The 22,647-nt window shown below is 56.7% G+C and carries 28 protein-coding genes and 1 pseudogene; 14 read left to right on the top strand and 15 right to left on the bottom strand.

Translation table 11 applies throughout. The features are described 5' to 3' along the window. Window positions 1-768 (bottom strand): AAA family ATPase, encoded by a 768-nt coding sequence (locus AC3WUM_RS11560; RefSeq protein WP_492410466.1) that lies wholly within the window; start codon window positions 766-768, stop codon window positions 1-3. 749 nt (window positions 769-1,517) lie between these two features. Here AC3WUM_RS11560 and AC3WUM_RS11555 point away from each other — a divergent pair. Then, the gene (locus AC3WUM_RS11555; RefSeq protein WP_492410465.1) at window positions 1,518-2,612 is read left to right on the top strand and encodes a hypothetical protein; all 1,095 of its coding nucleotides are present in this window, start codon (window positions 1,518-1,520) and stop codon (window positions 2,610-2,612) included. A gap of 133 nt (window positions 2,613-2,745) precedes the next feature. Then, entirely contained in the window at window positions 2,746-3,864 is a 1,119-nt protein-coding gene (locus tag AC3WUM_RS11550) for a trypsin-like serine peptidase (RefSeq protein ID WP_492410464.1), read from the top strand. Between the two features lie 283 nt (window positions 3,865-4,147). Here the strand turns inward: AC3WUM_RS11550 and AC3WUM_RS11545 are convergent, their stop codons facing one another. Continuing rightward, window positions 4,148-6,361 (bottom strand): TonB-dependent receptor, encoded by a 2,214-nt coding sequence (locus tag AC3WUM_RS11545; protein WP_492410463.1) that lies wholly within the window; start codon window positions 6,359-6,361, stop codon window positions 4,148-4,150. A 235-nt stretch (window positions 6,362-6,596) separates the two neighbouring features. Between AC3WUM_RS11545 and AC3WUM_RS11540 the strand changes: the two genes are divergently transcribed. From AC3WUM_RS11540 to AC3WUM_RS11490, 11 genes are all read left to right on the top strand, one after another. Next, a complete protein-coding gene (locus AC3WUM_RS11540) occupies window positions 6,597-7,490 on the top strand; it encodes an SMP-30/gluconolactonase/LRE family protein (protein WP_492410462.1) in 894 nt (297 codons plus the stop codon). 30 nt (window positions 7,491-7,520) lie between these two features. Then, on the top strand, window positions 7,521-8,279 hold the full coding sequence (locus AC3WUM_RS11535; protein ID WP_492410461.1) for an SDR family NAD(P)-dependent oxidoreductase: 759 nt from the start codon (window positions 7,521-7,523) through the stop codon (window positions 8,277-8,279). Further along, window positions 8,276-8,896 carry a carboxymuconolactone decarboxylase family protein gene (locus AC3WUM_RS11530; protein ID WP_492410459.1) on the top strand — a complete coding sequence of 207 codons (621 nt, stop codon included), beginning with the start codon at window positions 8,276-8,278 and terminating at the stop codon, window positions 8,894-8,896. The genes AC3WUM_RS11535 and AC3WUM_RS11530 overlap by 4 nt, the downstream gene beginning before the upstream one ends. Before the next feature lie 143 nt (window positions 8,897-9,039). After that, window positions 9,040-9,711 (top strand): TetR family transcriptional regulator, encoded by a 672-nt coding sequence (locus tag AC3WUM_RS11525; RefSeq protein ID WP_492410458.1) that lies wholly within the window; start codon window positions 9,040-9,042, stop codon window positions 9,709-9,711. Window positions 9,712-10,143: 432 nt separating this feature from the next. Beyond that, the gene (locus AC3WUM_RS11520) at window positions 10,144-10,902 is read left to right on the top strand and encodes an SDR family NAD(P)-dependent oxidoreductase (RefSeq protein WP_492410457.1); all 759 of its coding nucleotides are present in this window, start codon (window positions 10,144-10,146) and stop codon (window positions 10,900-10,902) included. Between the two features lie 42 nt (window positions 10,903-10,944). Continuing rightward, window positions 10,945-12,159 (top strand): cytochrome P450, encoded by a 1,215-nt coding sequence (locus tag AC3WUM_RS11515; protein WP_492410456.1) that lies wholly within the window; start codon window positions 10,945-10,947, stop codon window positions 12,157-12,159. 64 nt (window positions 12,160-12,223) lie between these two features. Further along, window positions 12,224-13,084: an SDR family NAD(P)-dependent oxidoreductase gene (locus AC3WUM_RS11510; protein ID WP_492410455.1), complete on the top strand. Its 861-nt coding sequence runs from the start codon at window positions 12,224-12,226 to the stop codon at window positions 13,082-13,084. A 146-nt stretch (window positions 13,085-13,230) separates the two neighbouring features. After that, window positions 13,231-14,400 carry an FAS1-like dehydratase domain-containing protein gene (locus tag AC3WUM_RS11505; protein ID WP_492410454.1) on the top strand — a complete coding sequence of 390 codons (1,170 nt, stop codon included), beginning with the start codon at window positions 13,231-13,233 and terminating at the stop codon, window positions 14,398-14,400. A 141-nt stretch (window positions 14,401-14,541) separates the two neighbouring features. Then, window positions 14,542-14,808, top strand: a complete 267-nt coding sequence (locus AC3WUM_RS11500) for a transposase (protein ID WP_492410452.1) — start codon at window positions 14,542-14,544, stop codon at window positions 14,806-14,808. Between the two features lie 50 nt (window positions 14,809-14,858). Then, window positions 14,859-15,113, top strand: coding sequence for an IS3 family transposase (locus AC3WUM_RS11495; RefSeq protein ID WP_492410451.1), 255 nt, complete (start codon window positions 14,859-14,861; stop codon window positions 15,111-15,113). Beyond that, window positions 15,026-15,571: a DDE-type integrase/transposase/recombinase gene (locus AC3WUM_RS11490; RefSeq protein WP_492410449.1), complete on the top strand. Its 546-nt coding sequence runs from the start codon at window positions 15,026-15,028 to the stop codon at window positions 15,569-15,571. The genes AC3WUM_RS11495 and AC3WUM_RS11490 overlap by 88 nt, the downstream gene beginning before the upstream one ends. On the opposite strand, the gene AC3WUM_RS11485 is transcribed toward AC3WUM_RS11490, so the two are convergent. Then, window positions 15,497-15,799, bottom strand: coding sequence for a YrhB domain-containing protein (locus AC3WUM_RS11485; RefSeq protein ID WP_492410788.1), 303 nt, complete (start codon window positions 15,797-15,799; stop codon window positions 15,497-15,499). The two genes, AC3WUM_RS11490 and AC3WUM_RS11485, sit on opposite strands and share 75 nt — an antisense overlap. 15 nt (window positions 15,800-15,814) lie before the next feature. Here AC3WUM_RS11485 and AC3WUM_RS11480 point away from each other — a divergent pair. Next, window positions 15,815-16,060: pseudogene (locus AC3WUM_RS11480) on the top strand (integrase core domain-containing protein); the annotation flags it as partial. Window positions 16,061-16,287: 227 nt separating this feature from the next. Here AC3WUM_RS11480 and AC3WUM_RS11475 read toward each other — a convergent pair. From AC3WUM_RS11475 to AC3WUM_RS11420, 12 genes are all read right to left on the bottom strand, one after another. Further along, window positions 16,288-16,944 (bottom strand): site-2 protease family protein, encoded by a 657-nt coding sequence (locus AC3WUM_RS11475; RefSeq protein WP_492410447.1) that lies wholly within the window; start codon window positions 16,942-16,944, stop codon window positions 16,288-16,290. A gap of 100 nt (window positions 16,945-17,044) precedes the next feature. Continuing rightward, on the bottom strand, window positions 17,045-17,293 hold the full coding sequence (locus AC3WUM_RS11470) for a hypothetical protein (RefSeq protein WP_492410446.1): 249 nt from the start codon (window positions 17,291-17,293) through the stop codon (window positions 17,045-17,047). 95 nt (window positions 17,294-17,388) lie between these two features. Then, window positions 17,389-17,853 (bottom strand): type II secretion system protein GspG, encoded by a 465-nt coding sequence (locus AC3WUM_RS11465; protein WP_492410444.1) that lies wholly within the window; start codon window positions 17,851-17,853, stop codon window positions 17,389-17,391. Between the two features lie 85 nt (window positions 17,854-17,938). Beyond that, window positions 17,939-18,598, bottom strand: coding sequence for a DUF4253 domain-containing protein (locus AC3WUM_RS11460; protein ID WP_492410442.1), 660 nt, complete (start codon window positions 18,596-18,598; stop codon window positions 17,939-17,941). Next, the gene (locus tag AC3WUM_RS11455) at window positions 18,591-18,785 is read right to left on the bottom strand and encodes a hypothetical protein (protein WP_492410441.1); all 195 of its coding nucleotides are present in this window, start codon (window positions 18,783-18,785) and stop codon (window positions 18,591-18,593) included. Before AC3WUM_RS11455 ends, AC3WUM_RS11460 begins: the two co-directional genes overlap by 8 nt. A 217-nt stretch (window positions 18,786-19,002) precedes the next feature. Further along, complete coding sequence (locus tag AC3WUM_RS11450; RefSeq protein ID WP_492410440.1) at window positions 19,003-19,431, bottom strand: hypothetical protein; 429 nt, start codon at window positions 19,429-19,431, stop codon at window positions 19,003-19,005. A gap of 90 nt (window positions 19,432-19,521) precedes the next feature. Beyond that, complete coding sequence (locus AC3WUM_RS11445) at window positions 19,522-19,989, bottom strand: DUF5063 domain-containing protein (protein ID WP_492410787.1); 468 nt, start codon at window positions 19,987-19,989, stop codon at window positions 19,522-19,524. A gap of 78 nt (window positions 19,990-20,067) precedes the next feature. After that, window positions 20,068-20,643, bottom strand: coding sequence for a hypothetical protein (locus AC3WUM_RS11440; protein ID WP_492410439.1), 576 nt, complete (start codon window positions 20,641-20,643; stop codon window positions 20,068-20,070). 82 nt (window positions 20,644-20,725) lie between these two features. Beyond that, the gene (locus tag AC3WUM_RS11435; RefSeq protein WP_492410438.1) at window positions 20,726-20,986 is read right to left on the bottom strand and encodes a hypothetical protein; all 261 of its coding nucleotides are present in this window, start codon (window positions 20,984-20,986) and stop codon (window positions 20,726-20,728) included. Between the two features lie 115 nt (window positions 20,987-21,101). Beyond that, window positions 21,102-21,437 (bottom strand): hypothetical protein, encoded by a 336-nt coding sequence (locus AC3WUM_RS11430; RefSeq protein WP_492410437.1) that lies wholly within the window; start codon window positions 21,435-21,437, stop codon window positions 21,102-21,104. 67 nt (window positions 21,438-21,504) lie between these two features. Then, a complete protein-coding gene (locus tag AC3WUM_RS11425; RefSeq protein WP_492410436.1) occupies window positions 21,505-21,987 on the bottom strand; it encodes a DUF2199 domain-containing protein in 483 nt (160 codons plus the stop codon). Window positions 21,988-22,069: 82 nt separating this feature from the next. Next, window positions 22,070-22,561, bottom strand: coding sequence for a hypothetical protein (locus tag AC3WUM_RS11420; RefSeq protein ID WP_492410435.1), 492 nt, complete (start codon window positions 22,559-22,561; stop codon window positions 22,070-22,072). Between the last annotated feature and the right edge of the window lie 86 nt (window positions 22,562-22,647).

Here is a 22,647-nt window from a genome sequence, read left to right as displayed (position 1 = left end):
TCAGGTTCCATCCGAGCCGTCCTCATCCAGAAGCATGCTGAGGAAATACTCTGGCCGTTTGAGGAAGTCTCTCATGACCTGGAAGTGCTCCGTGCGCTGATACTCGATCTCCACCGGACCTTTATCTGTCATTTGATAAATGATCGCCTCTGGGTAGGCCATGATGATCGGAGAGTGTGTGGCGATGATGAACTGCGATGACTGCCTAACCAACTGATGCATCCGCGAGAGCATTGCCATTTGGCGGGATGGCGATAGGGCCGCCTCTGGCTCATCGAGGATGTACAACCCCTGTCCGCCGAATCGCTCTTTGAACAAGGCGAAGAACGACTCGCCGTGGGACTGCCCATGCAATGACCTCCCACCATACGAGTTGATGACCGGAGGACTGGTGCTGAGCTCCTCATCTAGCCGCTGAATCTCTGAGGCGACGTTGAAAAAGCTCTCTGCCCGAAGGAAGAACCCATCCCGTGGACGTTTGAACCCACGCGACAGTCTCAGGAATTTATAGAGGTCGGAGTGGGAAGAGTGAGTACTGAAAGCGAAATTCTTGCTACCTCCTTCTGGGTTGAAACCCCAGGCCACCGCGATGGACTCCAGAAGCGTGGACTTACCTGAGCCATTCTCCCCAATCAGAAACGTCACCGCAGGATGCAGCTTGAAGGACGATAAGTTGCGCACGGCATCGAGACTGAATGGGTATTGTTCGAAGCTCGGCACGATGTCCCGACGCAGTTTCACCTCGATTAGATATTGCTCCAACAGCACGACGCCCCCCTCTCAATAGAGCCTAACATCGAGGTTAACGCGCGGCCCGTTTACGGGCTGTCGCAACGCGTAGGTGACTTGCTCTTCCGTGTACTTCGACTTCTTCATCGCTTCCGCCCTCCTTCCAGGAGACCCGCCAAGCGACCTTACTCCGGTTTTGACCTGTCGCGATTTATTGGGACCACGTCACTCCGACTACAACCGGGAAATCCCGCATGAGTCGCTCCGGCAACCTTACCTCCACCGAGTTCCGTATCAATCACCTGGAAACCTCTGGTGTCGATGGTACTGAACAGGGGGCAACAAGGAGACCCTAAGGGCGAATAGAGGTCCGAACCTCCGGCTACACCCGTTTGACTGATCCTCCGGGGCGAGTTCCGCTCCGGTCAACTCACGGCTGCCGCTTTCCGCAACAGAGCGGCTCTTGGATAGGACGAGGCGCTGATCTCAAGAGAAAACGAAGACACCCACACAAGCGCTTCTATCGACGCTTTCGGCCCGGGCTTTGGCGGGCGAACGAACTACATGCTGCATACCTTGGCGAGATCGTTCGTCACTAGAGGCCAAAGCGCACGCTCCAGCAAGATGCTCTGCATGGCGCGGCAAGCGGTGGATACCCGATCCCAACCGCTGTCCACGACAAACGACGGGGTCGGTGCTGGTCTTGAGCCAGGACTTCGGAAGGCGTACCCTAAAAATCGGGGAAGGGGGATCATCTTATGTCGCGCCAACTGTGGCTGAGTGGCTTCGTGCTCGTCGTTCTGGCAATACAAGGTTGCGTATCTCCATCGGTCAGAAATTCGCAGTACAAAGAGGCAATTGATGCGTATGCGACGGGTATGTCTGCTGCCCAAACCGTCCTCAATGCGGATGTGGCAGAGCAAACGAGGACGAAGCGACTAACTGCGGTCCAGTACTACTTGAAATCTCCATTAGATGGAGTAGCGAACTTCGACAACCAGAACGCCGAAGCTTCCTTCGCAACTTTCGCGTGCATTGGTGTAGAGAAGAAGTTGGTCACCTCCGAAGGGCTGGAATACCTCAGGCGCTATGGGCAAGCGCTTCAGTCGGTGGGAAAAGAGCCTGACGATGAGCTTGGAAAGATTTGGGAGAACATAGAGAGGCTTCGGGCCCTTCGCGAGCCAATCCCGTACGGAAAGGATGCCCCGGTAGTCGTCGAACCTGGAAAAGTTCCCGCCGTTACTGTCGACGACGGACCAACTGCGAAGTGTCAAGCCTTAGTGCTGAAGCTGGTGAGGAGCCCCGGAATGCCGGCTCGGCCGCGGGCAAAAGAATCGCTGGCCGGAGCGATAGCGTTTGCAGAAGCCCTCAAAACGCTAGTCTCTTCAGTCAAAGCTGCCGCCGTACACATTGCCAAAAAGGTTGATGAGTTAGAGCGGCAAAAAGCCTTCCAAGAGGTGGTACTAGGCAACTCGGAGAACGTGAAGCAAGCGCTGGATGAGGCGAACGCCCTCAGTAGCGAGATAAACGAGTCTTGGGAGGAGGCGCGTCAGGCTAGTCTCCTGCTACCGCACGCGCTCTTTATCAAGATGGTGTCGCTGAACACCGTTACACAGAGGGATGAGATTATTGAACTGGCCTTGAAGATTGACAGTTCATTGTCCGACTTTGACAAGGCAAGGACACAACCGCCTCCGAAAGCAATCTTCCAAGCAGTCGCTCAAGCTCAAAAGAACCTCGAGAGCATCGCGACCGACGAGGCGACGTTCCGAGATTCGGTTGCTGCGCTGAAAGCGTTCGCTTTAGAGCTTGAGGCTCTTCGCGATGAAGTCTCGACCATAAAGGACGCCGCGAAGGATCTCCAGGACAAGGCCAAGATCTAAACAGATGACGCCTTCTAGCGCAGGATTAGGGCGCGAAGCGGGCGCCCTCATTGCGGTCACGCTATTGCTTCTGTCCAACGCAGTTGGCGCAGCCGGTCCTGTGGGGCCGGTGCTGCCGCCTCACTCGGACGGAATGGACTATTCTGCTAGTGATCGTTTGAACAGGCGACTCGCGGTCATGCCAGCGCCACAGCGCGATGCGGTGGCAGAAGCATTGCAAGTGCGCGCAGCAGTGCTCGAGGGGAGTGCCGAGGCGAAAGAGCGAGAAGCACGTGTGGAGCAGGCAAAGGGCAATGAAAAACTCGCAAACTTTCTCCGAACTGTGTCCGCGGAGATAAGCGAAGCGGGCCGCGCTGCCACAGAAGCGGCGGACGTTGCTACCGGAATGGCGACCACTGTTTCCAATCCCGATCTCGCTTTGGAGCAGGTAGTCCAGACAACCAACCCAATGTTGCCGACCTGCAATGGCGACGTTCCCTTCAGAGGTAACTCGGAGGCCGGATATTGGCAATCATCACTCAATTCCTTTTTGGCGAGTCATAGCAAGAAGCTGAGTTCTGTTGGACGAATAGAAGTAACGACGCAAGAGGACAAGCTGATTGGGGGGCGGTGGAGGAAAGTTCCAGTTTCGCGGCCGATTGGCACTGCCTTCTATGTTGGAGGCAGTACGGCGATAACCGCGTTCCATGTAGTCGATAAGCGGTTTGATGAAGCTAGTGGCGTTATTCGAGTTGATGCCCCCATGCAAATTAACTTCGGAGGGGAATACAAGTGCGCGTCAACCACCGCGGCACCACTAGTGAAGGTGAGGCGCGTTAACGAGAAGAGTATTGCCGCCCAAGACATCGCGGTTCTGGAGGTTGATGAACCTGCCGGCATCGAACAGTTCACAGTAGCGAGTCCCGCATATAGACCTCAACTGCTCGATGCGGTCGTGGTCGTGGGCTATCCTTCCATGGACAAGAGGGTTCCTCGCGACTTGTTGCTATACATGCTGAGCACTGGACCAAACGGTCAGAATCCGCAGCCTGACATCAGAAGATGGCAGCCCGGTGAAATCATCGACCCTGATAGATGCCCCTCAATTTCGACGAAGACTCAGATTGGGCACGACGCCACAACGGTCGGGAATAATTCTGGGTCCCCCATCATCGACATGAAGAGCGGTGTCGTGATTGGGATTCAAACCAGTGGTATGCAGGGCATTTGCAACTACGCAACATTGGCCTCTCTATTCGCGCCGAATTTGTAATTAGCCGCCGCCCGGGCGGGGTGTCTGCTGTGAGTCCGGAAGGATTGCCCGCTCGGTTCGTACCTGAATACCGACATGCGCAGCGTTGTCTCTCCAGCAGAGCCGCACAATATCTGCCTTGCACTTTGATGTCCGCAATTGGCACAAAGCGGACTAACCAGAGCCAGCAGCCTGCTTCACCTCAGCCGAAGCCGCCGAGTGAACCAAGCCAGATGAGATGAGTGAGGCCAAGTTCTCCCTCATCTCATCTGGGTAATAAGATGATCATCCGATCCGAGTTTGGCTAAAAGTGGATAGCGAGTGACACCCCTGCAGTCACCGGCATGCCGGAAATGGCCCCGATGCCGAACGAGTTGTAAAACACCTGACTTTTGTATCGCTTGTCCGTCAGGTTGTCTCCGTAAACCGCGATGGTGTAGCGATCGCTCGGATCGGTCCATGCGGCGTGAGCACCCAACAGCCCATAAGACTTCTGTTTGAACTGCTCGGACAAGTCGAAGTAGAAGCTTGAGGTGTAGTAAAGCGATCCAGATAGCACCAACACGCCGCCCGCCAGCTCCGATGTATGGCGAATGCCGAGATTCCCAGTGAACTTCGGCGAGCGCTGCATCTGCATCCCACTGGCGTCAAACTCGGGCGTGACGTAGAAGCCCGTCAGCGCGCCGCAGGCATCGGGATCAGTGCAGAGTTGGTAACGCGTCGATGACTCGAAGTCTTTGTACTCCGCGTGCAAGAACGTCGCACCAGCAGAAACCTGTAGCGCCGAAGTGATGTCGAGGCTGGTCTGAGTATCCACGCCCCAGATTCGAGATGATGCGGCATTGGTCAGCCGCGCCAGCCCATTGGGATAGCTGGAAACCTGCAGGTTCTTGTAGTCGTAATAGAACGTGGAAGCGTCAAGCGAGAAGGGGCCGGTAGCATACTTGTAGCCAACTTCGAAAGCATTGATGGACTCAGGGTCTACACGAGTCGGATTGTTGTTGCCGAGATCGATCAAGCCTGCCTTGTAGCCCCGATTGAATGATGCATAGACGCTCGACTTCGGATCCAGCGCATACCGAAGTACAAGCCGCGGCGTCAGTCGGTTGAACTTCACCTCCGGCACATCATCGTAGCCCGCGCCATTGAATATTTCGGCATCGACGACCTCATCGTGGCTATAGCGAATGCCAGTCGTCAGAAATAGATCGTCGATCACTTCATACGTCGCATCCACGTAGGCCGCATACGAGCGCGTGGTCGAAGTCGAGCCCGCAATCTGCGCATACGCATTGCCGAAAGCCTGAGCTTCGATCGGACGAAACTCATCGTCGTACTCGAAGAAGAACAGGCCCGTGGTCCACTGCAGTCTGCCGCCTGGGTTGGAGGCCAGCAGCAATTCCTGACTGAAGGTTTTGTCGAGGACAGGTAGCTTCAACAGCCAGACATCGGCGCCGGTGTTGTCGAGGTCCTGCACCGTCAGGGTTTCTTCATTTCTATACTGGGTGTACGAAGTCAGCGTTGCGGAATCGAGTTCTGCGCTGACCGTGATCTGGCCGATATCGCTTTTGCTTTTGACGAAACCTGGCGTACCGGTCGCGACCTGGTTGTAGCGCGTTGCGATCAGTTCGGGTGGCACCGAGGCGCCCGCGTAGACGACGCCATCCTGCGTGTAGGTATTCAACAGCAAATTCGAGGAATCATCGTTGTCGGAGTGCTGGTAGCGCAGCAGAACCGACACACGTTCCGACAAGTCGATATTGAGGCCCGTGCGAATCGCCCAATTATCGTAACCCCCGTCGTCATCGCTGCCGGTCACGATGTTACGAACGAAGCCATCACTCTTCTTGACGAGACCTTCGACATCGACCGCAATCGAATCCGTCAATCCCGTGGTGCCGTATGCCTGGTAGCGCTGTGTGTTGAATCGGCCGTAGGAAACCTGCACATCCGCGCTGGTCTCCGTGCTGGGCTTGGCGGTATTCACCAGGATTGCGCCGCCCGTGGTGTTGCGACCAAAGAGCGTGCCCTGTGGCCCCTTCAGAATCTGGATGCCACGAACACTCAGTAAATCGAAATCGGCCGCCAATGGATTGGGTGAGTAAAAGCCATCGACATAGATGCCAACGTTTGAACCGCCGCCGGACGTCACGACAGAAGTCCCCACTCCGCGGATGGTTGGCTGCGCGAATGCTCCCTGGTTATCGAAGCGCACACCTGGGCTGATTTCTGCCACATCGCTCAGCGATTGAATATTGGCTTCGGCGATCGCCTCGGCGCTCAGCGAGGTGACCGAAATCGGAACGTCCTGCGCTCGCTCGGCTCGTCGCTGAGCCGTAATGATCACCTCTTCAATGGCCGGCTCCGAAGTAGAGGCGTCAGCGGTCGGTGCATTGGCCTGCTCAGCCTGTGAAGCCGAAGGAATATCGATCGATACGCCTGATTCCGATTGTGAAAGCGCTTGTCCTGAGACAACCGCGGCCGACATCAACATCACCAGATTGAACTTCGTTTTCATACGCTCCTCCCGCGAATTACCGTACACATGCCGGGTTGTGGTTCTGTTTTGGGCTTAGCCGCTCGCCATCTTCTTCTCGCACACGCGCCGCTTTGCACAGCGCGGTTCCCGCGCCTTATTGACTCGGCGCTATCAAACTGACAAACATGCTAACATCGTGACAAACAAAGTCGCAAACCGCGAATGGAGTCGTCCGCGGAAAGCGCCTGGCGTCGGCAAACGAGGAGGAAAAGCAGTGAAGGCACTATCAGTTGGAGAGTTTGAGAAAGTCGCTTCCGGGCTTTGGCTGGAAGGCTTGGCAATCGATCATCAGCGCGGAGTGACCTGGTTCAGTGATGTCATTGGAGGCGGCCTGTACCGTATGGCGCCCAGCGGCGATGTCGAAACCTTCAACCCGACGCGCATGTGGACGGGCGGCGTACTGATCAACGAAGACGGTGCCGCGCTTTCTTCCGGTGCTGGCGGAATCATGTGGACGCGCGCCGAGACTGGTGAATCGGGTTGGTTGATTGATCAGATCGATGGACAGCCGATCGTCGGAGTGAACGAGATGGCTCCCGATGGACAGGGTGGCCTTTATTTCGGCACCTGCGATCTGGAGATGATCCAGGCCGGAAAACCGCCACGTCCCAGCGCCCTCTATCGTCTTGCACGGGATCGATCCGTCGTGAAAGTCGCGGACGAAATCGCCTTTGCGAATGGCTTGATGATGAGCCCCGATGGGCAGCAGCTGTATTGCAACAACTCTTTCGTCTGTACGTATGTGTTCGATGTGGAATCCGATCTGACGCTGAAGAATCGCCGAGTTCTGATCGACAAAACCGACAGCGATGGCCTGGCGGTGGATGCCGAAGGCAACATCTGGATCACGGGCTTTGGCAGTTCGTATCTCACGCGACTGCGCCCCGACGGCAGCCGCCTGCCTGACGTTCAAACACCGGGTGGAGCCGTCACTCAAATCCGCTTCTTCGGGCAGGAGATGAGGGATTACTACATCGCCACGGTTCCGGCCGATGGCGGTGAAGCACTCAAGAACGGCGTCATCCCAACCGAGAAAACCTCCGTTCTGTATCGAGGCCGATCCGATGTGCCTGGACATCCTGTGACACCGACCCGCTTCACTCTCTAACAACCCCCAAGTCCATCGAATAAAAACGCTATGACGAACACTCTGAAAGGCAAAGTCGCAATCGTAACGGGCGCGGGGCAGGGCATTGGCGAAGCCATCGCAAGGGCGTATGCCTCCGCCGGCATGTTCTTGGTAATCACGGGCCGCACCGCAAGCAAAGTCGAGTCGGTCGCGGCGGACATCCGCTCGAACGGCGGCGACGCCATTGCGCTCGGTGCCTTGGCCGGCAATCGCAAGGACGCGGAAGAAACGGTCTCGGCTGCCATCGCTAAGTGGGGACGCATCGATGTGCTCGTGAACAACGCGCACAGTTTCACCGACTCGATGGCGATGGAAGATGCGACGCTCGAAGAGCATGTGCGCATCAACATGGACACCGCATTCATCGGTTCGCTGCAACTCATGCAGTGCGCATTTCCGCATATGCGGGATGCCGGCGGTGGCTCCATCATCAATTTCGGCTCCAGCTTCGGACTTCGATGTGAGCCTGGCTATCTGGCCTACGCCGCCAGCAAAGAAGCTATTCGCACTCTCACCAAAACTGCCGCGCGTGAGTGGGGACAACACAAGATTCGGGTGAATACGGTTCTGCCGTCCGCGCTGTCCCCCAAGGCGATCAGCTATCTGGAAGCAACGGGAAGCTACGACTTCGAGCTTGCCAAAGTCGCCCTCGGATACTTTGGGGAAGCCAAGGACATCGCCCCACTGGCCCTGTTTCTTGCAGGACATGAGTCTGCATACATCACCGGCCAGACGATTGGCGCAGATGGTGGGAGCACCATGCTGTGAGCAGCGTCATCACGGAGCGCGAAGCCCTGATTCTAGGAAGTCCGCCACGATTGACGCCGCTTCCTTTCGACGAAGTTTCCGCCGAAGCACTGGAAGTTGCGACAGCGCTACGCAATGCCGCCTCAAAAACCAATCGGCAGATTGCAGCCTCCGAAATTCCGGAGATGCTGATGACCTTGCTACGGCATCCTTCACTGTTTCGCAGAGTGTCGGAGCTGAGCGTGGAACTGCTGCGAAATGGCGCCTTGAAACCCAGGGACCGTGAGTTGGCGATCCTGCGAACCGCGTGGTTGTGCCTCGCGCCGTACGAGTGGGGCGAGCACGTTCGTATGGCAAAACGGGAAGGCATCACATCAGAGGAGATCGATCGCGTGATTGCTGGCTCTGCTGCGAACGGATGGGCCGACCATGAGCGCGCGATTCTCTCGGCCGCGGAGGAATTGCATCGCTCAGCGATGATCTCCGATGCAACCTGGGCGCAGCTGGCCACCCGACTCGACGATCGGCAGCTTTTCGAACTCTCCATTCTGATTGGACAGTTCACGAGCATCGCCTACATGCAGAACACGTTGCGCCTGAAACTCGACATCGGCAATCCAGGACTCTCAGCACGCTGAAGCAGCGAACTGAGCAAGCGATAGCCTGAGACGGATGTAGAATGGGGACGCCATGGCCGCGCAAGCGAGCAACTGGCCACACGAGAGAACCATATTAGAGCCGAGCACCAGCTCGCCTTCGTCTTGAGATGATCGAGAACTCGATGAGCAAGAAGGTCGTCAAGAAAGCCGTCAAATCCGCCCCTGCGCGTCGAATGGGACCTACAGGTTCTGCGATCTGGAACAGCATTCTGGACGGCGCAGAAGCGCTGCTGCGAGACGAAGGTTACGCCGCCCTGACGTCAAGAAAGGTCGCTGAGCGAGCCGGCATTCGGCAGCAGCTGGTCTACTACTACTTCAAGACGATGGAAGACTTGTATACCGAGACCTTCCAGCGGCTGGCCGGCCGAGAGATCGAGCGCCTGAGCGCCGCACTGAACTCGGATCGTCCATTACACGAGACCTGGAAGCTTTGCATTCACACCGGAGATTCGCCGCTGATCTCCGAGTTCATGGCCCTTGCGCATCGCAGCGAGGGAGTTCGCAAGCAAGTAATCGCATTCATCGAAGAATCTCGACGGCTACAGATCGACACGTTGTCGCGTGTTATGAAGCGATCCGCTTCTGCATCGAACATCGCATCCTCGCAAGCACTCGCCTTCATCGCGACGAGCGCAGCCTTGGCCTTGACCCGAGAAGCCGATCTCGGCATTTCACTGGCGCACGCCGAGACAGAAGCGCTGATTCTTCAGGTCATCCAACAGCTGGAATCCGCGCCAGCACAATCAGCAGAAAAAGCCTCGCCTTCCACGCGAAAAGCGGCTCGAAAAGCCTAGAGAACACGCCGCGCATCTGGCGCGGCAGCATCGCCGATTTATTGCCGCCAGGCCTTATCTGGGCGGACGCGTAGCGCCTCAACGACAGCGAAGGCGGCACCTTCGCTTTCAGTTTCTCTGATAGCCAGACGTCTGTCTGCGTGCGTCGTCGCGCGTTGACTTGACCGCTGGATCGAACTCCTTCCCGCGACAAATCTGCTTTCCATTCGCTTCGCAAGAGATTCATATCCAACACTTGTGTTGGGTCTATTGATAGTCGCTCGCTAGCGTTGCTAACATAGTGACAAACACGCATCAGGATGCGTGATGACCCACGCATTTCTTGATCGAAACCTCGATCTTCAGAGCAAAATCTCCGACGAATTCAGTGGATGACGCTCAATGCGCGCGCAGAACACCCGCCACAGTTGCGGAACTTTGAGGAGCAATAGCGTGAACGACAAAGTGAAGAAGGTCGCACTGGTGACGGGCGGCGGCGCCGGCATGGGCGCAGCAACGTGCCGACGCTTGGCGCGCGACGGTGTTGCTATCGGCGTTCTGGATATCGATGCCGAAGCGGCCGCTGCGGTGGCGGAGGGTATCAACGAAACAGGTGGACGGGCGCTTGCGGTGGTCGCCGACATCGCCAATCGAGGCCAGGTCGAGGCCGCCGTTATCTCGATTCGCGAATCGCTGGGAGCGGTGACGATTCTCATCAACAACGCGGCCGTTGAAAACTTCACGAGCTTCGATGCGATCGACGATTCGACGTGGGACCGCTTGATGAATGTCAATCTCAAGGGAACCTACATCGTGACGCAGACCGTCCTGCCCGACATGGTTGCAGCGGGGTGGGGGCGGATCGTCAATCTCTCTGCCATCGGTGCTCAGACAGGAGCGCCAAACATGGCGAACTACACCGCGACCAAAGGCGGCGTCATTGCCATGACGCGTTCGCTTGCAGTCGAGTTAGGCCGCAAAGGCATCACCGTCAACTCGGTGTCCCCTGGATTCATTCTGACGCCGATGAGCAAGCGCGCGATCGACGGCAATCTGTTTCCGGTTCCGCATGAGCAGATCCTGCAGATGTATCCGATCCCCCGCATCGGCCAGCCCGAAGAAGTCGCTGCGGCCTGTGCTTTCTTTGCATCGGATGAAGCCGGCTATATCACCGGTCAGACCTTGGGTGTGAATGGAGGCGCTGCGGTCTAGCGTGGCTCGAAGCTCCGTCAGCACCCTCGCAGGAAATCTGAAATGACGCCCGTAACCCAGCTGTCGATTTGCGAACTTCCGCTCAACGATGCGCAGTTCTCGAACAATCCCGACCCCTACATGATCGCTGCCCAGCGCCAGCACGCGTGGCTTGCGAAAAGTGATTTCGGCTATGTGATCACCGAGTACCAGGCCATCAGCGACATCATGTCGATGGACGCTGTTCTCACCACGCCGGCCCAGCACATCGTCGCGATCATGGGCGGCGAAGGCACCGAGTGGGGACGGTTCCAGATCGACAACATCAACGCCCGCGGCAGCACGGATCATCGCCGCATCCGCACCAGCGTCTCGGGCGCGTTCACACCCAAAGCGGTCAGCGGCTATCACGAACGCATTCGCATCGTGATCAAGAAGCTGCTCGATGAGTGGGCGCCGAAAGGCGAGTTCGATTTCGCGGAATTCGCGTCCAACTTTCCTGTCGCCGTCATGTTCGGGCTCGTCGGCGCATCGCCCGATCTCATTCCGAAGATCAAAGACACGCTGGAAGTGGTCGGGCAAAGCTTCAGCCTTGATCGCTCCATTTTCCCCCGTTTGAGCAAGGCCTTCGACGATCTCTGGAGTTTCGTCGATCAATTGGTGGTTGAACGTTCGGAGCGTGGCGATCAAAGCAATGATCTGCTCGATGCACTCATCAACGCCCGCTCCGCTGGCCAGATGAATGACACCGAGTTGCGTGATCTGCTGATCTTTCTGTTCGTGGCTGGCTATGACACGTCGAAGAATCAGCTGACGCATATCGTCAACCTGCTCCTCGATCGCCCGGAAGCCTGGCAGCGCTGTGCAAACCAGCGCGACTACTGTGATCGCGTCGTGGAAGAAGTGCTGCGACATTCCGGAGTCGCGACGAGCTATCGCGACGTCAAAGAGTCATTCGAGTATCGGGATGTCAGCTTCCCCCAGGGAACCATGCTGATCTTCCCGCTGGGCATCGCGTGTCGATACTCGGAGGTCTTTTTGCAGCCAGACGTGTTCGATCCAGAGCGTGGAGCCTCGAAGCGCATCCTGGCGTTTGGTCGTGGAGCGCATATCTGCCTGGGCCAGTATCTCGCGCGCCTGCAGATCGCAGAAGGACTTCACATGATCGCCTCGCGCCTGATCAATCCCGAGCGCTCGGCACCGGTGGCCTGGCGGCCTTTCCCTGGCGTGTGGGGCCTGAGCAGTCTGCCACTGCGTTTCGAAGCTTCGACGCAATGAGCACGGTACTCAGCAGCACGCGCCGCACCAGATAGCAGATCGCGCCTACACCGGAGGAGAAGACGTGCAGAAAGACACGATTGCAGTGGTGACAGGGGCCAGTCGCGGCGCGGGAAAAGGCATCGCCCAAGCCCTGGGCAGCCACGGGTGCACGGTCTACGTCACCGGACGTTCCCAGCAACCCGGCGATGCCTCGCTGCCCGGAACGATCGATGAAACGGCGGAGGCCGTCACACGGGCAGGTGGACACGGCATTGCTGTTCGCGTCGACCACGCGGACGACGAGCAGGTGAAAACCTTGTTCCAACAGGTTCAGCGCGATCACGGTGGTGTCGACATCTTGGTCAACAACGCTTGCGCCCTACATGACCAGCTTACCGACCCCGGCAACTTCTGGGAGAAGCCGCTGGAGATCGTGCAGATGCTCGATGTCGGCCTGAGGAGCAGCTATGTCTCCAGCTACTACGCGGCGCCGCTGATGGTGGCTCAGCGAAAAGGACTCATCGTCTTCACGTCGGCATCCGGCTCGGTCCACTACGTCTACGGCCCGGTTTACGGGGCGCACAAAGCGGGGATGGACAAGTTTGCAGCCGATATGGCCGTGGACCTCAAAGATTCGGGTGTCGCGTCGCTTTCGATCTGGATGGGCGCGCTGAAGACAGAACGCTTGAGCGCATTGATCGAGTCGGATCGCGCGAAATACGGCTATCTCGAAGGCGTGACCGAAACACCCGAATTCACCGGCCACGTGATCTGGGCACTTCATCGAGATCCCGCACTGATGAGCCTGACCGGACAGACCGTCATCGGCGCCGAGATGGGCCTGCGCTATGGCATTCGCGATCACGGCGGTCGTCAGCCCACGTCATATCGGGATACGCATCAGGTCGAGCCGCGAACCCAGTATCCGATCGTGATTCGCTAGGAGGACTCGAAATGAAGGCTCAAGCCCCACCGCACGCCCTGGCGTAGTCGTCCGTCACCGGAACGTATCGCCGACCCGCACCCGCGTTCCGATTCCCTTTTTCAAATTTGTCTCCGACCGAGCATGGCCGGAGCTGGAGATAGCTTGTGCCCAACACAACACTGGATTGCTCCGACCTCGATCGCTATCTCGGAAAACCCTTGGAGTTTTCTCCGATCCGAGAACCGATCGCGAACAACGATATTCGGCGATGGGTGCATGCCATGCACTATCCGAACCTGCTGCACTACGATCCGGCGTTCGCTGCGGCCAGCCGATGGAATGGGTTGGTTGCGCCGCAAAGCTTTCCCATCGTCGTGGATGACGGACATGGTGCCGCGCCCGCATGCGTCGGGCGCATTGCAGATTCGCACCTGTTGTTCGGCGGCGATGAATGGTGGTTTACCGATCGCCGCGTACGAGCGGGCGACATCATCACGAACGAACGCATCCCGTTCGATTACGTGGTCAAGGAAACCAAGTTCGCAGGTCCGACCTGTTTCCAGCGTGGCGACAACTTTTATCGAAACCAGCATGGCGAACTGCTCGCGCAACATCGATCCACCACGATCCGTTACTCGGCTCATGCCGGCGGCGAGTCCGTCAGCGAAGCCGATTTCGAAGAGCCCGAGTGGACCGAAGACGAAATCGCCGAATTGGAAGTGCGAAAGCTCGCCTGGGTTCAGATGCTGAGAGAGCTGGGACATCGCGAGCGCTGGTGGGACGACGTCAAGATCGGCGACTCGCTGCCGGAGCGCGTCATCGGCCCTCACTCGGTGGCCAGCTTCACCACCGAATGGCGGGCTTATCTGATGAACACCTGGGGTGCGCTGAACTTCAGAAAAATGGATCTTCTGGCGATGGGCTTTACCGCAGAGATGGCCGGATATGAAAACGATCCGGACATGCAGCTGATCAACCCGACGCTCACCGATGGCGCCTATTACGGCCCCTCACGCGGCCACCTGTTTCCCAAATGGGCTCGCAAGATCGGCATGCCGAGAGCGTACGGATACGGCGCTTCCATGGGCGCCTGGGTGACGGACTATCTCGCTGGCTGGGCCGGGGAGCACGGCATGGTTGTGCATTCAGCCGCGAACTATCGGGGCCCGGCGCTCGCAGGTGACATCACGATCCAGACCGCCGAAGTGGTCGACAAGTTCGTTGATGGACATGGGCGCCACTTGATCCAGGTCCGGCAGAAGATGGCCAATCAGAAAGGTGTCGTTCTCTGCACGGCAACTGCCGAAATCTGGTTGCCGAACAAAGATAGGTAGCTTGAGGTGACTGTCGAAATTCTCGCACTCGCGTGTCGGTCGCGCGGCGCCAGTGCAATTTGACGTCACCCCGAAATTTCGTTGTGGTTGAAAACTAGAGGTAAGGTCGCTTCTATGCCCTTGCAGGGCACTGGAGAAGCGATGAAGAAGTCGAGATTCACGGAAGAGCAGATCACTTACGCGCTGCGGCGAGCCGAATCGGGAACGCCGGTGTCGGACGTCTGTCGACAGCTGGGCATAGCAGAAGCGACGTACTACATCTGGAAAAAGAAGTACGCGAGCCTGGGCGTGGCGGAGTTGCGGCAACTGCGCCAGATGCAGGATGAAAATGCTCGATTGAAACGACTGGTCGCAGATCTGACTTTGGACAAGCAGATTCTGCAGGAGGTGATCAGAAAAAAGGTCTGAAGCCAGCTCGGTGCAAGGAGCTGGCTCATTGGATTCATGAGCGCTTTCAGGTGAGCTGCCGGCGATCTTGCGAACTGGCTGGCATTCGGACTTCGACCTGGTATTACGCACCTCATGCGCGCGACGCATCAGCGTTGCGCCAAAGAATTCGCGAGATGGCGCAAGCTAGGCCGCGATTCGGCTGCATCCGGATCTGGGTCATGTTGCGACGGGAAGGATGGTCGGATGGCAAGAAGCGCGTCTACCGGCTGTACTGCCGGAAGGCTTGCAACTCAGAATGCGCAATCGCCGCCGTAAGCGGTTAAGCCTGCATCGTGGTGCAGTTCCACCCGCTCGGCATCGAAATCAGAACTGGAGCATGGACTTTGTCCATGATCAGCTGTCGTCTGGACGTAAGTTTCGGGTACTGACGGTGATCGATCAGTGGAGTCGCGAGAGTGTTTTACTAGAGGTCGATTTCTCACTGACCGGACAAAGTGTCGTTGACGCCTTGGAAATCCTGTCTTTGCACCATCCGCTGCCTAAGGCGATCACCGTCGATCACGGAACGGAATTCACCTCGAAAGCACTGGACGAATGGTCGTATCGACGCGGGGTCCAACGCCCGGGTTCACGCGCGACCCGGACGGAGCGGCGAAGCCGCGGAGGCCGGGACGTCGCGTGGAACCCCTTGTTGGGCGCGATTGGCTCAACCATTAGGATTCCCGGTTTTCTCGTACCGCTCGATGTAATGCTCAGGAGTCCGAGCGGTGCCCAAGACTAGAACCCTGCCGGATTGCTTCTCCACAAGCAGTGGAGCGTTACCTGCGAGTGCGTATTTGATGTCTTGGGTCTCCTGCCACATGCGTGAACCCCAAAAGAACACCCAACCCCATGGCTTTTCAATTGTGCTGCTATCGAAGATGACCAAATCATCTTCTGGCGGAAGCCACTCAGGGCGACCGCATACAGTGTTAGCTGCAATCTCGCGCGCCTGCTCTAGTGAAAGCATTTTTCTAGCGCCCAACTAGACTTTATCCGGCCCGGAAAGCCCACAGAGAACGCTTTCATCGAAAGTTTCAACGGACGTCTGAGGGACGAGTGCCTGAACGTCTTCGAATTCGTGACGATTGATCACGCCAGGCAAGTCATCGAAGCCTGGCGGCACGACTACAATCATCATCGGCCACACGGCGCGCTCGGTAAGCTGACCCCGAGTGAGTACGCAACCCAAGGTCAGCACTTGTCAGAAGTGACCCAACTCCAGTTTTAAACGTCTCGAAAAACGGATCGACGTCATTGCGGTGAAAACTCTACTTGTAATTGGCTCGATTCCACGAGGATCTTTCACATGTTCGAGGTTGCTTTGAATTCGCGTCTGTACCGATACGTTGTTCTTGGGCCTGGTGATGCCATCTAGAGCACTCCTGAAGGGTTAGTTCAGGGTGTCCACTAAAGCGTAGGAACCATCACGTCCGCTTGAAGGAATTGTTAGGCCGGCTAGCTAAATGCATAAACCGCTCCTGCGACGAGCCAACTGCACCAGACCAAAAGCATTGGCCAAATTGCTATCTGACGAAGTATCGCGTTTGCGCGTTCCGATGCTGAATTCATGCCCAAGAGAGCGAGAAGTGCATCGCCACCGTTAAGCATCGGAACCGGCAATAAATTCAGGGCTGCCATTTTGGCAAAAAATAGGCCGAGGGAATCAAGGACGGACCTCTCATTCAAGTATGAGAAGAACCCCGCCAACAGAGCTTGGGCCTCCGACAGTGGAGATAGCACGCCAACGAAGACCTGACCGAAAGCGCGCTTGAATGCTTCCACTGCTTCCGAGCCTAGTAAAGCCAAGGAGAGCGCAAGCAAAGTTAACGCGCCACATAATGGAATTACTGCTTGCTTCCATCGTGGTTGATGGTCGTAGGCATCTCGTATTGCTTCTCCAGTCGTGGCTTCGCTCCGTGAGTCTTTCATTCTCACCGAGCCACCCAACGGCAAGAGCGACACCCGATACCGGCCGAACCTTACGAGCACGGGGCCCACGCCGTATCTGATCTCTCGGACTGGAACTCCGGCTACTGCCGCAAAGAGGGCCAACGCGGAGACATGCACGAATACGGCGACGGAAGAAAGCAGCGCTAGCTCAAGAAGCGGCATGTCTTTCAGGCCTAACACCGCGCTTCAGCCGCGGCTCGGTCGCAGCGGCGCAGCCGCGTAGGCCGGGACGTCAGCTGGAAGCGATGGTTGGACCTATCGATCATGACAGTGGAATCGGCTGGCTTAGTTCGGCGAAATCGAGCTTGCTGGACGAGACGCCGAGCGCGGCCAAGATTGGGGCGATTGCAGGCGGATCTGCACTTATAACGGCAGTGCCATAAGGCACTTGAAACGTGATCAGCACTCGCTGGCCTGAGGGAAGAGAAAAACCCCAAACGTCTTCGTCTCCACCGAATGTGCGCGCGCTATCAGTTTCCGTGTAATGCGGCCCTCCAAGAAAATCTTGCATTTGTTCTCGGGACGACCGAAACGATCCGAGTTCCCAGAGAGGCAATCGCAATGGAAGTTTGAGCGGGGTCATCGCTTGAGATCCAACACCTAAGTTCAGGAAAATATCGGGCGACGCGAAGCATCGTCCGATACGTCGCCTGGAGCATTTGGTTGGGCACTGCAAGTGTGCAGCCTGATCCGCCTATTGACCATTTCAAGCTTGGTCTGTGCAGTGAAGTCAGTACACTCTCCAACCCCGCCTATAGTTCCATCTGCACCCAAGCTATACACCTGCGTGCCGTTGGGTCTTGAAACGTCATAGATGTAATCGTGCCCCCAAGGGTCTTTCGGTAACTTTGAGATCACCTTCGGCACCAATTGATCAAGTGTTACCAGAGCGCGTCCATTGGCACTATGAAAACGCTCTAGAGCGACTGTAAGCATTCGAATGTCTTGCACCGCCTTGGCTACTTGCAGGTACTCAGGCCGCTCTCGTTCAAGCCACGCTTGCCGAAGCCAAAATTTAGCGCCGAAAGCCATCACCACTAACATCAGCAAAAAAAAGAAGAGCCATTTCATAGTCGTGCCCAACGCCGAGCATCAGCCGCGGACTTTCCGCAGCGAAGCGAAAGCAAATACGTCGGCTGGATGCACTTGTTGGGCCTTAGTCCCACCAGAAGAACCAATTTGGGCTGTCAATCAAAGAAGCCGTCAGGTTTCCGAGTGTCCCAACACCCTGATCCACAATGTCAGTGCAGTACACGTACTGCTCCATTGCTAACCGCCGCGCAGCTTCTACGGTCGAAGGAGGTCTGGAAACTCGAAACTCAATGACATCTCCGGCAACCGACACGACTTCGGCGCCATATAGATCGAACCATCGACGGAAGAATGCGAGTTGCACCGACGCCTCTGGGCAATCATTCCAGCCTCCGAATTTGAGGAAGGCTGGAACGAGCCACGGAGCTTCGACTGGTATCAAGCCAAAGCAAACCTGTTCAATAGGTCGCCCTGTGCGGATATCGAGTGCCGGGGTGAAACAGGGAGTTGGCTGGACCTCGCCAAGTTCCCCATCTTCAACTTCAAAACGCTCAGGATCAGCTTCGATCTGTTCATGGATCCAACGAGTGACATCAAGGCCAAGTCCAGCCGCTTTTATGGTTTCAAACGATTCCGAACTGTTGCTCACTAGCTGCACAACAGCGTCCACCGCGGAACGATCCCCTAAAAGTATGGGGACAACGCCGGGTCTATTCCGCAATTTCGTCCAGGTGCTTTCTACATCCTCCCCAGCGACCAAAACCACTTCGAACAATTCATTCATCTCGCGTCTCCGAATCATTGATGGCACCGATATCGGAAGCCACGCCATACACGTGCTCAATTTCGCCGCCCCAGTAGCCGTAAGTGAGATAGCCCCACCTCGAAGCGCTGTTGAAACCCAGCAGCATTGCCCAGTGGTTTACTTCTGCTACCTCTGGGCTCTCGCCGATGAACTGAGGAAGCCGCACGCCACCCCCTTGAACGGAGCATTAATGCGACGCCAACTTGCACCCTGTGGAAGACCACTTGGCTCGGGAAGAACCTCGTTTGTTATAAACCCTGAGAATTGGTAGGTCATGCTGCCCAACGCCCCGGTTCACGCGCCCCGGGTGGAGTGGCGAAGCCGCGGAGGCCGGGGCGTCGCGTGGAACCCCTTGTTGGGCACCGCTTCGAAGTTATGTTGCTTCATCGTGGCTCAAAAACCGCACCGGCTCCTGCACCCGCATCAGTTGCAAGCTTTGAGAGACATGCGCGCACACTCGATTGTGACGCCGCATCACCTTGAGGTGTGACCGAGAATGAGAGCGCGCTTCTTGTTCTAAGCATGGCGAGAGTAGCCAAGTACGTTGCTTGATGATTTGGCCGATAGCTCTTGAGGTCGCTCACCTTCAGCACCTCTCTCATCTTTTCTTCTTCCTCCGGAGTTGCCGGCTCGCTCGCTGGCTTTCCTTGGACATAAACCAAGCGAAAGGAGATTGTTTGCTGTGGAGAGGCCCTGCACTGATCTGCTGCCTGCTGTAGCGCAGCCCGTGTGGCTTCATCCAGATCTTGAGCAGTGGCCGATGCACATGCGAGCACGCCCAGGACATACACTGCAATACAAACCAATTTCATGAAGTCCCCTTAGATGCCGAACACCCAAGTTAACGCGCGGCTACGCCGAAGGCGTAGTCGTCGCGTTGAACGCCTTGTTGGGCAACATGGTCACTGGCTCCCGATCCAGCGTTGCAGAACATATATGGCTTGAGCAGCATGATTGCCCCAGTGTAGGTCGAAGGCCGCTCGCCATTCGGAGGCGGCGGCACCGATATGCCCTGCGTCGTATAGCGCTAGGCCGCCCCTCAGGTCTTGCCATATATCCGCTAGATCGTCCGCAAGATCACCGATGCCTGCTGATTCGTTCGGTGGGATAACTAACGGGTCTACACACTCTGAGTAGTAGTTAATGGGGAGAGCCCCGAACCGCTTGAACATTGCCCGCCACTCGGCGTCCGTGGTGGCGTGCGCGGCCTTGTATGGTCTGTCAGGGAGGGGAAGATCAACTGCCGACGCATAGACGCGTGCTAGATGCATCCGTGCGGTTTTCGCCTCCGCTTCGCGGGACGCAGACAGCCCTTCAGCCCAGGCGCAGAACGCCCTGGCCAACTCTGCGAAGGCGGCTGTGTTGTTAATGATTGCCTCCTGTCGCCCAACACCGGAGCTAACGCGCGGCCCGTTTAAGGGCCGTCGCGTTGAGCTCCTGGTTGGGCCTCAGTCTGCTACTCGAAACCATTTTGACTGAACCTTTCGAACGTATGGCCAACGTTTACCTATGAACGCGTCGGATGGCAGTGCACCTGATGACGAGAATACATAGCCGCAATGCTTTACGGGGAAACCGCCCTCTGTGAGAAGCTCAACTAGCAGTGCACCATCTTGGGTGCGCTCGGCAAGCGCGAAATAAACTAGCTTTTGATTTTCGGAGCTCAGCTCTATCGGTTCAGCTTTTGCCGCGACCGGCAACGATGCAACATTCACCGAACTGACAATAGCTTGATACCGGGGCAGGTTGTGCATGAATAGCTGGTCTTGAACAAACTTACCGACGGCGCCTGAGCCAAACCACGCTAGAACGCATGCGCTGACCGGAATAAGTGCGCGAGCCTTGTAAGTGCGCCAGCCACGAACCGCTTCAACCACGCTGTATATGACGGCGGCTATATAAGGAAAAGACGCCAGCATGGTTGCTAGTTGAAGCAAACCAGACATGTGTGCAATGAAGGTGGACGCGACCAGGAACCACAGAGCAGCAGCGAGCAAAATGGCCTTGTGGCTCTTTGCGATCATGGGGTCCAACACCCTAGCTCACGCGCGGCGAAGCCGTCGCGTGGAGCGACTAGTTGGGCCCAAGCGAACGCCGTGACTTGCACTAGATGCCGCCAGTGTAGAAAAACATGTACGGAACGACTGATATCAGCAGCACGGTCTGCGCCAACACAAGCAGACCAGTGAAACGCTGAAAACGATACAAAACGTAGATGCCCACTACAGCAGCCAGGAAGAAGAAGGGCGTATGTACGTAATAACCAAGCTTGTCTGCATTCAACCGATCTGAGCCGCTGAGCACGCTATAGCCCAAACAGACGATTCCGGACCAGATCAACATGTTCAACGCGGAGAGAATATGCATGAATTTCCTTCTGCCCAACACCGAGGTTCACGCGCGGCCACGCCACAGCGAGGGCTTCCGAACAGACATATGCCCAGAAGCGTGGCCGTCGGCTTGAAGCGCTGGTTGGGCATGACTACACCAAGCCCAATAAGGCCATAACGCCAACCGATATGATCGAAGCCACAAACCAAACGAACATGCGGCCCCATGCGGGCACATAAAACTGCTTGAAATCTTCTTGCGACGCCATGGGGCGGAAGATACTTCGTTGCTCTTTGACCCTCCGCTTCCAATACGAGAAGTCTGTAACCGATACGGCCACAAGGAAAAAGAAGGTGAGCGCAGCCCATACGAGAAAGGCAGCGTTTCCCAGCTTATGCAGCTTGATGTAGTTCATCCCGATGAATAGCAACGGGGTGACAAAGAGCCCGGTAAGTGCTGCGCTGGTCGCTGAGGGAAATTTGATCATGCCGCCCAACACCTAGCTTAAGCCGCGTGCTTCAGCGCGTCGGCTTGAAGCGATAGTTGGGCACGCCTTACTTGAGACGCGTGTAGTCATAGGCCTGATGGGCTGAAATACCCTCAGCCTGCTGCGAGAAGAGCGGGTGGGACTTCTCTACAACGTGAATGCTAGGCCGCGAGGTTGGGCCAGTAAGCCTTAACTCAGCCGGCAGACCAAGTGAGTTGGGCATCCCTCGGATCGAATTGGCAATTGAGACGGGGAATGGAGGTTCTTGTTGCTGGTTCGGATCAGACCAGAGCCGGCAGACACGACCAAACGCCTGCTCCTCAACTTCGACCCACAGACCGATATTGTACGAACGCCCCCAGTCATTGACTGGCAACGGCAGAACTCCCCGAATGAAGAACCGAGACTCTGAAATCATGCAGAGATCGTCATTTTCTTTGACCTCTCTGTCTCTCAGTTCGCGTTCCATACACGCGATCTCATCGGGACGTTTAAAGAACAGCTCGATGTCCTCCGGAGCATGCTCTTTGCCACATTGCGAACACTTCAAGTCACTTCTCCAAGTGCCCAACACCAGCTTAAGCCGCGGCCGTGCCGCAGCAAGCGGAGGCAGGGACGTCGGTCTTGAAGCACTAGTTGGGCTTGCCAAGAATGAAACTCCTACTGATTTTCTCGGCCTCTTGACGGAACGACGACAGCGACATGCTCAGCGCCTCGTAATACAGAACGGCCATCGCCGAGCTATCGGCGATGATGTGGCAGAGAGCATGGCGATCTGCATTGGGATGAACCCGAATATATCTGACCGACCACAGGGGCTCGTCGAATGACGACGTGTGATCGATGATTGTGCCGCCGCCACCGAGTTGACCTTCAGCTTTAACTCTAATTTCGTAGAGCCGGACGAAGCCTTCCTGTCTTTGCTCGGTAGACAGTCCGCCGCGCAGCGGGTGCATTGAAAGTATGCACTGCCTGCCTTGGCCGCTTGCCTCGTAAACAACGAACTCGGAACTGGGAGCGGACTCCTGCCAATTACCGGGCAGCCTTACGCTTGCCCCGCTCCTTTTGATCAGGAGTGTCGGCCCGGCCTCAGATGAGCCAAATAGCTTTCTGATGAAGCTCATGTTTCTCCTAGGCCCAACGAGTCTGTAGAAAAACCGCACTGCCGCTACGGGCCAGGACAAACGATGCCTGCTCTCAATAAAAGGAA

The organism is Hydrocarboniphaga sp. FW305-C-57, from assembly GCF_058783045.1.
The sequence above is the reverse complement of the archived record's forward strand: the minus strand, read 5'-3'. Positions and strand labels throughout refer to the sequence as shown.